Raw genomic sequence first — 12584 nt, forward strand, 5'->3', positions numbered from 1 at the left:
TTTCGTTAGAGAAGATGGAGTCATTATTTTTATATGCCCCCTGATTTTCATCTCTCCCCAGAGATACTTTCTGGCACAGATTCTGAATTTCGAAAAAAGCTGAAAGATCGGCTTATTCAAGAATTCTCTATTCCAAAGAATACTGATAAGTGGCTTGAAGAAGGGGGGAGCCTTCTTTCTCCGCGAACAGAATTTGCAACTCATCTTCGGTATCGCTTGATGCAGAGCCCTATTCTTGCCCCAAAAACAAGGAAAATCCCTCGATTTTGGAGAAGATTTTTGCCTCAACCCCCCCCATCATCCTTTGTTCGAAGAATCATTTCTGTTACAACTGCTCTTTCTCTCTTTGTGAGTGCATTTTTCTTTGGTCTTTCGGGAACTTCACAAGCGTCCTCCAAAAGCTTTATTGCTGCTTTTACAGGAACCATTAAAATAAATCACGGACACGGCGAAGACATAGCAGTTTCTGGGAATGACACTCCGATTTTTTCGGGAACCATCATCTCAACTGAAGAGCATTCATTTGCCACACTTGAATTTTTTGAAGATTCAGTACTCAGAATGGACGAAGATACAACGGTCTCTATTTTTCGACTTGATGAAAATCCATTGCGAAATGATCTGGGAAATGTGGAGGTGGAACTCCTTTCTGGTCGTGTTTGGATAAAGACTTTTGCTGCCGATGATAAATACTCTCGTTTTCTTTTGAAAACATCAGGAGAAATTGCTCCTCTTGCCGGATCAGCCATTGATGTCGAGCGAAAAGGGGCAAAAACAATTGTTCGCTCGTGGTCTCGCTCTGCCAGAATATCTGTCGATATGTCAGAGATGGTACTTGCAGAAGGAAGAGAAGCGGGAATTTTATTGGGAAATATTTCAGACCCCGCCCCCCTCCTTGAGGAGGAATCCTCTGCCTCCTGGGTTCTTGCCAACAAAACGGAAGATGAGCATCTTTTAAGTGTTTTTGCTCAGCAAAAAATGCTCGAACGCCAACAGGAAATGAAAAAGGAAAGAGAGGAAATTCAAAAACAATTCTTTCTTATGGGAAAAGAAGAAGCTTCGGATGATATTCTCCAGCTCGAATCCGTTTTCTTTGAAGGACTTGATCATATTTCTGCAGAAGACCTGAACCCAAAAGATGCTATGAATCCTTTTTTCATTATGGCGCAGGAAGCTTGGAAAAAATACCCTCATGAAACAGAAACACTACTCGCATCCTTGGAAAAAACACTTCAACCAATCCTGCAAAATTCTCCACTCTTTGTTGCCAAAGAAATCATTGATACTCTTCAAACATCCTTTGCTGAGCAACCTGAAGTGGTTCAAGAAACACTTCGTACAAGACAGCTTTGGGAAGCAAAAACACTCGCAGATAGTGGAAATATTGTGCTTGCTGAAGCAATTCTTGAAGAAACTTCGGACACCAATATCGGTATTGGCATTTCATCTCCCGAAGTAGCAACAGAAATTCTCGATCAGCGACAAGAACAAATGGTTGCCGTTGGGGCCATGGAAAAGACGGATATTTCTAGGAATATCCTTGAGGAAACAGAAGACACTCTTGTGGAAAAAACGACAAAGCTTGTTCGTCCTCACTTTCCCTCTGGAGATCAGATTTCAGAAGCAGAACAGGCACGAGATATTGTTCTCCGTATGAAGAAATATTCCAACGAACGTGGACAAGAAAATACGCTTCGCGCCCATTTGCGATATATTGAAGACAAACCAGAAAATATTGGGCTATTGCAAGAACTTCGCACAAGGGTTCCCGAAAACCTTCAAAATGAAGTTGATGAAAAGATCGTCTCTGTACTCGGTGGTCAGCAGGCACCATAACCTACAACCAAGGTGTTTCGTTTTCGAGAAAAAATTCTTCTCCTACTTCCCGACGAAGTTCGGCGAGAGGAATGCGGTCATCTTCTGTAGGATTTTCTCCAAATCGAAATACATAAATTGCCTCAATTGCCCAGCGGATATTTGTGGGATGTTCTCGTGCTACACGAGTTTTTCCAAGGAGTTTTTCAAAATAATGTTCATCATCTAATGCTTCAAGTGCTTTTTTGAGGCTTGGATATTGCTCTTCTGCACGAGAAAATCCACAAAAAAGAGAGTGATGGTACACTTCGGGAATCCCTTTTTCGTGTACAAATTGTCCTTCTAGTTTTTCGCAGAGAAATGCAAACTCCTGTCGATCTTTTTCTGAATGAAACATTTTTTGTGAGTGATATGTTTTTATCCAAGAATTGTAACACAATGTTCGTTGCAAACAAACGGATTTTTTGAAAAAATGAGAATGATTATAAAATACATATGTTGTCATCTGTATCAAAAGAAAGAGAAGGAGGTGAACACGGAATTTTTTCGGGTTTGAATCGCGCAACATTCGATACAGCAAACGATTCGGAATACATGAAAAAGTTTTCCCGTGGACTTTCAGAAGAGCTCGTCCGCCAGATTTCACGCGAAAAAAATGAGCCAGAATGGATGCTTTCATATCGACTGAAGGGGCTCACTGCCTTTCTCGACATGTCATTTCCACAATGGGGGCCAAATCTCTCCGCACTTGATTTTGCGGATATTTGTTTTTATGCCCGTGCGGCAGAAGGAAAAAACGCAAAAAACTGGGAGGAGGTGCCAGAATCAATTAAGCAAACCTTCGAACGTCTTGGTATTCCCGAAGCAGAACGAAAAATGCTTGCCGGTGCCGGAGCACAATATGAAAGTGATACGGTTTACCACTCGCTCAAGGAACACTGGGAACAAAAAGGAGTTATTTTTTTAGATATGGATGAGGCGGTGCAAAAATATCCCGACTTAGTAAAAAAGCACTTTATGCATTGTGTTCCTATTCGTGACCACAAGTTCGCGGCACTCCATGCAGCAGTATGGAGCGGAGGAACGTTTCTCTGTATTCCCGATGACACAGATGTGGATGAGCCACTTCAAGCCTATTTTCGTATGAATGCCCCTGGAATGGGACAATTTGAGCACACCCTTATTATCATTGGAATAAATGCCCACGGACATTATATTGAAGGATGTTCTGCACCAAAATATGGCACGAGTGCGCTTCATGCTGGATGTGTAGAAGTGTTTGTGGGAGAAGGTGCTTCATTTCGCTACTCCTCAGTCGAAAACTGGTCGCGCGACACGTACAATCTCAATACAAAACGTGCCATTGTCGAAAAAAACGCACGCATGGAATGGGTCGGAGGAAATATGGGGTCGGGCGTTACTATGCTTTATCCATGTTCCATTTTAAAAGGCGAGGGCGCCACGGCAGATCATCTTGGTATTGCCTTTGCGAATGCCGGACAAAATCAAGATACCGGCGCAAAAGTCTTCCATTTGGCTGATAACACAAACAGTACCATTATTTCCAAAAGTATTAGTAAGGCAGGAGGCATTTCCACCTATCGGGGTATGGTGCGGATAAAAAATGGCGCAAAAGACTGTCGTGTTCACACCGAGTGTGACGCATTACTTCTTGATGATACGTCACAGAGTAACACCATTCCCGATATTGATGTTGGCGACAACACGGCATTTGTGTCCCATGAAGCAAGTGTTGGAAGGCTTTCTCCAGACGATATTTTTTATCTTCGCTCTCGCGGACTTTCGGAAGAACAGGCTCGTTCGGTGCTTGTGAACGGATTTTTAGAGCCCATCACGCGAGAGCTTCCACTTGAATACGCCGTGGAAATGAACCGACTTATTGAGCTCGAAATGGAAGGATCGATAGGTTAAATAAACTCATAAAACCCTTTTGCAATCGGAGGCGCTCTTCTATTCCTCCTGAGCAGAAGGAATCTGAACGCATTCTGCCCCCCACTTTACCCCAAGCAAAATGGCATCGGAAAAATTTTTTCCCTGAGAAAGCCCTCTTGTAAGCCCCGCGCGAAAAGCATCTCCGGCGCCGGTAGTTTCGACCACATTTTTCACGAGCTCTGCTCGAAATCGAGTTTCTTTTTTCTTTTCTATTAACAGAGCACCCTCTGCTCCAAATGTCTCAATAGTAGTTATTTTCTCGGGAATTCCGAGTGAATGGAATAGGCGGAACTCAACATTATTTCCCACGAGAATATCCGATTTTTCTGCGCAAAATACAAAATCCTCCTGAGAAAAAAGTGGCGTTACTTGTCCGGGATCAAAAAGAACAGTCGCCACGCTATTATACCTTCGAAATTCTTCAATGTGTTTTCGCAACGAAAGAGGCGTTCCAGCAGAAAAGACGGCGAATCGAAATGAGGCAATTTCTTCTGGCGTCAAAAAATCAATAAGATTCTGAGATGCATTTTGCTCATACGCATTTGGTTGCCAAATAATGAGCTGCTGGTGAAGCGGATCAGAAACCTGATAGGCATGAGCAGTAAACGCTCCTTCATAGCCAACGATACGAATATCGAGTGATTCAAGTCTTTTTCGGTATCCTTTTTCGGAAAAATCCTTGCCAAATGCAGAAAATATGGTGGATGAAAAACCACTCTTCCCTAACCACCAGGCAATATTTCCAGAACATCCTCCGTAATGTTCTTGTTTTTCTGAGGCAACATACGTGGCATTAAAGCTTCGGATCTCTCCATTTTCAAAAGGAATAGATTTTCGAAAGTCGTGTGGAATGGAAAAAAGAACATCAAATGCGAGCGAGCCAACGAGAAGTATTTCGTTCTTCATGCAATGAAAAGTACCATAAATGAGGAAAAAATCCATGGTCATACGACTTCTGAATATGTGCATTGCGATTCCCACAATTGACAGTTCTTCGTATAAAACATCACAATACTTTTTGATGCTCCCCCTTCTCCCATGAACAGAAAGAAATGGCTTTTCGGATTCTTCTCCCTCTTTTGTGTTGGGCTTTTTGCACCAACTGCTTTCGCATTTTCCGAAGATTATCATTCACCATTTTTTTTCGAAACATCTGGTGGTGATCGATACGGAGTAGGAGAATCTCCTGTTGCTCCATCTGAAACAAAAGGCGATCTCGTTATTGCTGGACACACGGTGGTGATTTCAAAAGATGTACAAGAAGATCTTGCCGCTTTTGGGCAGAACATCACCGTATCGGGAAACATATGGGGCGATGCTCGTATCGTCGGACAAGTTATTACTGTTTCTGGCACTATAGGTGGACACCTCGCTGTTGCCGGACAAATGATTACTGTTGACGAAGGAGGGGGCTCTGGGAAGATCGTAGGAGATCTTCTTGCCACTGGTCAGCAGTTATCCATTTATACTCCTGTAGAGGGAAATGTTACTATCTCCGCCGAAAAGGTATTTATTGCAAGTCCCATTGGAGGGGATGCTCACATTGTGGCGCAAAAGGTGGAATTTGGGGAACAGGGGAGAATTGCCGGAACGCTCACTCTCACTGCTCCAAAAAATACTATTCCAGAAGGAAAAGCGGGGAACACCATATTTCATGAGCGAACTTTTCATGGAAAACACGACCCAAAAAATATACTTTCCGAAATGTTCTCTGGTGTTCATCTTTCCATTCTGATTACGAGCCTCCTTGTTGGACTTCTTCTTTGCTGGAAAATGCCACTCTTTAGTGTGTCGTATGGAGCCATTGGAAAGGAAAAACCGTTTATCTCTTTGGGAATTGGATTTCTTGTTCTTTTTCTTACTCCGATTGCAAGCCTCTTCTTTCTTCCTCTTTTTCCAATATTTTTGCTTGTCTTCTTTTCTTACTGTGCTTTTCTTGTTTTTTCCTATATTACAAGCGGATTTTTGCTCGGCGCCGCGCTTGTTCCTCTAAAGAAAAATCCTTCTTTCGGAAAACTGTTTGGATCATTTGCCGCCGGAGTGGGAACCATTTTTGTTCTTGGTTCACTTCCATATTTTGGTTCATTTTTTACGTTTCTCGTCTTCTGTGCAGCGATGGGGAGCCTTGTACAAGTAAAAAAAGATATTCTTTCGGCACTTCGGAAAGCAAAAAAGATTTAGCATCTCCGTGCAATATTCTGTCTTTGTGATTAAGAAAGATGCTTTTCCTAGAACTCTACTCCAAAAAATGGCAAAATAACTCTATCAATATTTTTATTTTATGATATTTGTTGGATCTGATCATGCGGGATATCAGATGAAAACCTTTGTTGTTGATCTTCTAGAAGAATCTGGTTTTTCCGTAGAAGATTTGGGGACATATTCGGAAGAATCGGTTGATTATCCTCATTATGGTGCGCTTGTAGCAAAAAAAGTAGTAGAAACTCCAAAAGCATTGGGAGTTGTTCTTTGTGGAACAGGAATTGGCATTTCTATTGCGGCGAATAAGGTTTCTGGCGCTCGTGTCGCGCTCTGCGCAACATCCACCCACGCTCGCCTTGCTCGTCAGCATAATGACGCCAATATCTTAGCGATTGGCGCGCGTGTTACTGGAACCGAAGTGGCGAGAGATGTCGTGCAAACTTTTTTTTCTACCAATTTTGAAGGAGGGCGTCATGAAAAGCGAGTCGCTCAATTTTCTGATATTGAACATGATGAATCCATTTCTGAGTAGCGCATTCGGTTGGCTGGGAATGGTGGGAATTCTTCTTGCCTATTTTTTGAGTTCATTTCATATCCTCTCTACAGATACTGTGTTGTATTCGGGAATGAATCTCATTGCCGCTGTATGCATGGGGATTCACGTATGGGATCGTCGAGCGTATCCGGCAGTTCTTCTCAATACGGCATGGGCGCTGATTGCCATAACAACCCTTCTTGAAAAGATTCTTTCTTCGTAGAGCATGCGAAATATTCACATCTCACCATCACTCCTTTCGGCAAACTTTGGTCATCTCCAAAGTGATATTAATCGTGCTGAACCATTTGTAGATGGATTTCATTTTGACGTGATGGATGGACATTTCGTTCCAAATTTAACAGCAGGCGCACCGGTACTCTCTTGCTTACATTCGAAAAAACCATTCGATGTGCATCTCATGGTGAGCAACCCCGATAATCTGCTCGAAGATTTTGCCAAATCCGGTGCCTCCTCACTCTGTGTTCACACAGAAGTGTGCCCCCATATTCACCGAACGCTCCAATGCATTCGAGAAATTGGCATGCGGGCAGGAGTAGTGCTCAACCCTGCAACGAGTTTTGATTTTGCAAAAGAGGCAATCGCCATAGCGGATTATGTGCTTATTATGAGCGTGAATCCAGGATTTTCTGGTCAAGATTTTTTACCAGAAGTGCTTCCCAAGGTTCGAGAAATACGGGAACGATTTCCAGAAAAAGATATTCAAATAGATGGCGGAATCCGTAAAGAGACAATTCAGCAGGTTTTAAATGCTGGAGCAAACTGGATTGTTTCGGGATCGTTCTTTTGGAAATCAGAGAACCTCGAAAAAGCGACACAAATTTTGCGAGGAGAAAGATTGCAGTACTCAGGAAACCCTTTCTAAATGCCAGCTTATGGGATTTCCAAAAAGTCCAGATTTTGCGACTTCTTCTTCAGAAACAACTTCTGAAAACTGCCACAACACTCCAAAGGAGACATCTGCGGAAATTTTGATGTGCTTTTGGAGAACAGCAGATTTTTCTTTACCCGAAAGATCATCGTTTTCTCGGGAGAGAACAGCACCGGTAAGGAGCGGATTTTCTGTCGGAACAAGAGTGTTTTCGTGAACGGAATACCATTTTCCTTCGATATGGAAGAGTGCAAACTCTTTGTTTTCGTTGAAAAACTCTTCAGAGGCAATCAATTTTTTTGCTGTTTCCAAGGCATCTCCCTCAACAGAAATTCCCCAAAATATTCGTCTTTTCAAAGTAAGGTTTGGACGAGAAAATACTCTTCGTGCAGTGTTCTGAAGGGTAACTTCTGTAGTATCGGTAATTTTTAAAGAAACGAAAATTTCAATGGGAAATTCCGGTTTTTTCTGAAAAGAAGAAACAGGAGGAAGCGAAGGGCGAGACACCTGTTTTTTTGGAGAGCTCTTTTCAAAAAAGACATGGAGCGACATAAATATTTTTTGCCCATCCTCGGCGCGCTCTGGATGTGGCATCATGGCGAGAACGTTTCCCTCGGGATTGCTGATGCCAGCAGCATTAAGCATAGATCCATTCGGATTAATTGGAAAATGTGCGTCTTCCTCACCGTTTTCTTGGCAATACATAAGCACGTTTTGTCCCCCTTGGCACACCGCCTCTTGCACATGTTCTTCTGCCAGAAATCGCCCTTCTCCATGGGCAATAGGAAGGCGCAAAACTCCAGAAAAGTGTGTCCAAGCGCATGGTGAAGTAGAGGGTTTAAGAAAAACAAAATCGTGATAAAATCCCGTTCCCAAGATTTCCCCATTCCTATCTACGCGTCGATTCCTCGCAAGCGACATCTCCACATTCCCCACGTGAAATCCCGGAACAATACCAAGTTCCACCAAAACTTGTGCCCCATTACAAATACCAAGAATTGGTTTTCCTTCCTGCGCCATGACAACAAGGGTTTTTCCCACCGGATCGTTTGCCGCCACCATACCACTTCGTCCTCGGTCTTCATAAGAGAATCCTCCGGCAATAACAAGTCCGTCACTTTTTACAACTTTTTCAAGATCATCATTCCAGCGGAGAACTTCTGAGGCAAACCCTGCCTTGCGAAGAGCGCGAGCAGTTTCGATTTGACAATTTGTTCCCGGAAAAGCCAAAACATTAATGTGCCGCAAAGGATTCATGGTGGAAAAATAAAAAGCCATCCCCAGAATGACATTTTTTAAAAAAATTTGCACTGCATACTTCCCTCTTGCCGATTATATATTTTAGGAGAATTTTTTAGAGAGCTTGCCTCATGTGTTCATTTGAAATTCCTCCAGACTTATTTAGAAGTACGCAACCGGATTCTTCTTTGCACCATTCACAATAACCTCAAAATGAAGGTGAATCCCCGTTCTTCCGTAAACACGCCCTGTGTTTCCCATATAGCCGACAGGTGTTCCGCGATCGACATTTTTTCCAACTGATACATAAATCTCTTTTAAATGCGCATAAAGTGTTTTCATCCCATTTCCATGATCAATAACGACCATATTCCCATATCCCCCATTCCAACCAGAAGAAGCGCGTTCCACAACTCCCCCGTTCGCCGCCCATATTGGAGCACCACCGCTATTGGCAATATCAACTGCATAGTGTCCGTAATGAAAGTATTGTGTGTAGGCCCCTGTGGTGGGAAAAAGGAGTCGTCCATAAGTTTCTCTTCCTAGAGGAACACCCGCCCCAGAAGAAAAGGTGTTTCCTCCAGCGATGCGCGCAGTTTGAACAGGCCTTGGCTCTGTTTTTTTTGCGCCAGGAATAATGATCTCCTCTCCCTTCTGGAGTGAAGATGAATCGGAAATCTCATTTTGTCGAAGGATTTTTTCTTCCTCAATACTATATTTTTTTGCAATAGAAGTAATGGTATCTCCTTCAGCAACAATATATAACAACCCATCAGAAGCAGGGATTTTGAGCACTGTTCCAGGGCGAATTTTCTTGGGATCTGGAAAATCGTTATTCTGCAAAATGGTTCGTTGTGTTACTCCAAATCGGCTAGCAATACTCGAAATAGTGTCTCCCCCTTCTACCACATATTCAATAGCACCAGAAACGTCACTGCGGTCTCCTACTTCTGTCCACAGCTCTGGTTTCATAAGAAAACCATCCTCTGCAAACACAAGTGGTTCTCTTGGTTCATTGCCAAGGGTTTCTAGCGGAGGAGATAGTGAAGGCGAACTTGAGACGGCAAACTGAGGAATAATGGAGAAGAAAAAGAGTCCAAGCGTAGAAATAGTGACAACACGCCAAAAAAATACGCGTTCTACTTGACGGACACTCTCTCGCAAAAAAACACTCTCTTCAGGGATAAAAGTACGAACATGACGGGCAATTCGTGCCTTTCGAATGTGAAAAATGTGTTGAAGTGTGTTGAAAAGCTTCATTCAGAAAACACAGGAATCCCCCCTCTTTCCGTTCTCCCCCCCTCTTTCTCTCATAAATTCTTGTGAGATTTTAGTCTTCTCTTTTGAAAAAAGCAAGCAGTTGCGTGGCGCAAAAAAAGAATGCCACTAAACAACAGCAAGAATGTGCCCTCTTCTTGTTTTTTCAAAAAGAATCATGCCATACTTTTGAGTAGAAAAACTCTGCGCCGTTCGCTTCCTCTTTCATCATATTTTCTCTATCGCATAACCCCAGGGACCTGATTTTCGAGCGCGCCGTGGCGTTCTCGAAGTCTCTCCCACCTTACTCTTAGGGGGAACAAGTGAGAAGGGCATGCGCGGCGGGGCGGAGTTTTTTTACTCTTAATTCAGAAAAGTTGTGGTTCAAATAATCACTTCAGAACAGGGGTCCATCCACACCACATCTTTTTCCTTGCGCCACCAGCTCCGTTGGCGCTTTGCGTAACGACGCGTATTTCGCGTCATTAAACTTTTTGCCTCTTCTTCTGTAAGTTTTCCGCAAAGAAAACTGACCGCTTCTCGATAACCATGGGCAATAAACGCTGGATCGGATTCTTGGTAGCCTTGTGAGAGCAATTGACGAACTTCATCAAGAAAACCTTCTCGCCACATTTTTTCTGTGCGCTCAGCAATTCTCTGCTCCAAAATATCTGTTTCACACCATACCCCGAGAAGAAATTCGTTCCAAATAGGTTGCACTTTTTTTTGAAGGCTCGATATAGGCTTCCCCGTTGTACGAAAAACCTCTAGGGCACGAATCATGCGAAGGCGATTTTTTGGATCAATACGAGCAGAAAGCACTGGATCATTTTGTGAAAGAAGCGCAAAGAGAGACTCTGTGGAACATTGCTCCAACTCTTTGCGGATATCGAACTGAGGCGAAACAGGAGGAATAGAAAAGCCCTTTCGAACAGCATCGATAAAAAGACCCGAACCGCCCACAAGAATGGGAAGCTTTTTTTGGGAATGGATTTTCGAGATGATCTCCTCTGCTTTTTTCTGAAAAAACGCCACCGGATAGTCTTCGTTGGGATGTAAGAAACTAAGGAGGTGATGCGGAATACCTTCCATTTCGTGTTCGGTAATTTTTGCAGTTCCAATATCGCATCCCGCATAAAACTGACGTGAATCGGCATTAATAATTTCTCCAGAAAATTGTTTCGCAATACGGATTGAAACACTTGTCTTTCCGCTTCCCGTTGGTCCGGTGATAATGAGAAGCGGAGAAGACTTCATTTTCAAAAACGTCTCTATCTGCAAGGAAATCTCTGTTTCGGAAAAAATTGGATAAGGAGCCGGTGCTCGCTTTGATTTCATGAACAAAAAAAAGGTGTCATTCCGAAATGTAGTTCAAAATTCCATCTACTGATGCACTATTTTGAGATCTTAAACTCAGGATGGCTACTATTCCTGTTCTTCCGAAGATTCCTGTTCTTCCTCTCGAATTGATTCTGGCATTTCAAATGCCCTCAAAAAAGTAAGGCGGCGAATTTCCTCCGTCATCTTTGGATCTTTCTCAAGAAAGGCAATCGCGTTCATACGCCCTTGCCCCAATCGTGTTTCTCCAAAAGAGAAAAATGCTCCCGCTTTTTTTACAATATCAAATCGTGCGGCAGTATCGATGAGGTCTCCTATTTTTGAAATTCCCTCATTGAACATAATATCAAATTCTGCCTGGCGAAAAGGTGGTGCCACCTTATTTTTTACTACTTTTACCCGAACACGATGCCCCGTAGCTTCTTTAGCATCTCCTGTCCCCTGCTCTATTTTTGCTGCACGACGGATATCGAGACGAACAGAAGCATAGAATTTGAGGGCATTTCCTCCGGTTGTTGTTTCGGGGTTTCCAAACATTACTCCAATTTTCTGGCGGATCTGGTTAATAAAAATAATGGTGCATTTTGATTTTGAAACAGCACCAGTAAGCTTTCGAAGTGCCTGACTCATAAGGCGCGCCTGAAGCCCCATATGGCTATCTCCCATCATTCCTTCTATTTCTGCCTTTGGCGTTAGTGCCGCTACAGAGTCAACGATAATAAGATCTACTGCGCCACTCCGCACAAGCATTTCTGTTATTTCGAGTGCTTCTTCTCCAGAATCGGGCTGAGAAATCATGCATCGAGCAAGATCGAGCCCAATCCGTTCTGCATACTGTGGATCGAGTGCGTGCTCAGCATCGACAAATGCCACCTGTCCACCGGATTTTTGGCATTCTGCGGCGGCATGAATGGTAAGCGTTGTTTTTCCAGAACTCTCTGGACCATAGACCTCAATAATTCGTCCTTTTGGAATACCGCCTCCCAAAGCGAGATCGAGCGAAAGAGCTCCACTGGAAAAGGTTTCTACTCGCATTTTTCCGGCATCTGACAAATTCATAATCGCACCTTCTCCAAATTGCTTCTGAATTTGTGCGAGTGCGGTTTTTAGTGCTTCCTGACGAGGATCTGCTTTTGCTGACATAGAGAATAAAAAGAGAGGAAATCTACGGGAATAATGCCAAAAAAAATAGGGAAAAAGCGAATGCTTTTTTCTGTTTCGACAACTAATGTTCCTTTTTTTCCATTGCAAAAGGAAGAAAGTTTGGTTCAGAGGAAATGGATATAGAAAGTATCTGTTTATTTTGTTCTCGGAAAGAGATGCTGGATTGAGTCCGGCATGACAGTTATTTTT

The 12584-nt window shown here is 43.0% G+C and carries 12 protein-coding genes; 6 read left to right on the plus strand and 6 right to left on the minus strand.

The features are described 5' to 3' along the window. The first annotated feature begins 33 nt into the window (after positions 1-33). Positions 34-1836 (plus strand): FecR domain-containing protein, encoded by a 1803-nt coding sequence (locus IPN35_05325; protein ID QQS58976.1) that lies wholly within the window; start codon positions 34-36, stop codon positions 1834-1836. 1 nt (position 1837) lies between these two features. On the opposite strand, the gene IPN35_05330 is transcribed toward IPN35_05325, so the two are convergent. Then, positions 1838-2320, minus strand: coding sequence for a hypothetical protein (locus IPN35_05330; protein QQS58977.1), 483 nt, complete (start codon positions 2318-2320; stop codon positions 1838-1840). Here IPN35_05330 and sufB point away from each other — a divergent pair. Beyond that, the gene (sufB, locus tag IPN35_05335; GenBank protein ID QQS58978.1) at positions 2311-3747 is read left to right on the plus strand and encodes a Fe-S cluster assembly protein SufB; all 1437 of its coding nucleotides are present in this window, start codon (positions 2311-2313) and stop codon (positions 3745-3747) included. The two genes, IPN35_05330 and sufB, sit on opposite strands and share 10 nt — an antisense overlap. A 39-nt stretch (positions 3748-3786) precedes the next feature. Here the strand turns inward: sufB and IPN35_05340 are convergent, their stop codons facing one another. Continuing rightward, positions 3787-4674 carry a hypothetical protein gene (locus IPN35_05340; protein ID QQS58979.1) on the minus strand — a complete coding sequence of 296 codons (888 nt, stop codon included), beginning with the start codon at positions 4672-4674 and terminating at the stop codon, positions 3787-3789. 132 nt (positions 4675-4806) lie between these two features. Here IPN35_05340 and IPN35_05345 point away from each other — a divergent pair, with 132 nt between their 5' ends. The 4 genes from IPN35_05345 (at position 4807) to rpe (ending at position 7391) form a co-directional block, all read left to right on the plus strand. Continuing rightward, entirely contained in the window at positions 4807-5949 is a 1143-nt protein-coding gene (locus tag IPN35_05345) for a hypothetical protein (GenBank protein ID QQS58980.1), read from the plus strand. A 100-nt stretch (positions 5950-6049) separates the two neighbouring features. After that, positions 6050-6502, plus strand: a complete 453-nt coding sequence (gene rpiB / locus IPN35_05350; GenBank protein QQS58981.1) for a ribose 5-phosphate isomerase B — start codon at positions 6050-6052, stop codon at positions 6500-6502. Continuing rightward, positions 6480-6728: a hypothetical protein gene (locus IPN35_05355; protein QQS58982.1), complete on the plus strand. Its 249-nt coding sequence runs from the start codon at positions 6480-6482 to the stop codon at positions 6726-6728. The genes rpiB and IPN35_05355 overlap by 23 nt, the downstream gene beginning before the upstream one ends. Positions 6729-6731: 3 nt before the next feature. Beyond that, on the plus strand, positions 6732-7391 hold the full coding sequence (gene rpe, locus IPN35_05360) for a ribulose-phosphate 3-epimerase (GenBank protein ID QQS58983.1): 660 nt from the start codon (positions 6732-6734) through the stop codon (positions 7389-7391). Here the strand turns inward: rpe and purQ are convergent. From purQ to recA, 4 genes are all read right to left on the minus strand, one after another. Further along, entirely contained in the window at positions 7374-8654 is a 1281-nt protein-coding gene (gene purQ / locus IPN35_05365) for a phosphoribosylformylglycinamidine synthase I (protein ID QQS58984.1), read from the minus strand. The genes rpe and purQ overlap by 18 nt on opposite strands. Positions 8655-8798: 144 nt before the next feature. Continuing rightward, entirely contained in the window at positions 8799-9896 is a 1098-nt protein-coding gene (locus IPN35_05370; GenBank protein QQS58985.1) for a M23 family metallopeptidase, read from the minus strand. A 381-nt stretch (positions 9897-10277) separates the two neighbouring features. After that, the gene (gene miaA, locus IPN35_05375) at positions 10278-11231 is read right to left on the minus strand and encodes a tRNA (adenosine(37)-N6)-dimethylallyltransferase MiaA (protein ID QQS58986.1); all 954 of its coding nucleotides are present in this window, start codon (positions 11229-11231) and stop codon (positions 10278-10280) included. A gap of 87 nt (positions 11232-11318) precedes the next feature. Beyond that, positions 11319-12374 carry a recombinase RecA gene (gene recA, locus IPN35_05380; GenBank protein QQS58987.1) on the minus strand — a complete coding sequence of 352 codons (1056 nt, stop codon included), beginning with the start codon at positions 12372-12374 and terminating at the stop codon, positions 11319-11321. Between the last annotated feature and the right edge of the window lie 210 nt (positions 12375-12584).

Source organism: Candidatus Peregrinibacteria bacterium (genome assembly GCA_016699755.1).
Classification (GTDB): Bacteria; Patescibacteriota; Gracilibacteria; order CAIRYL01.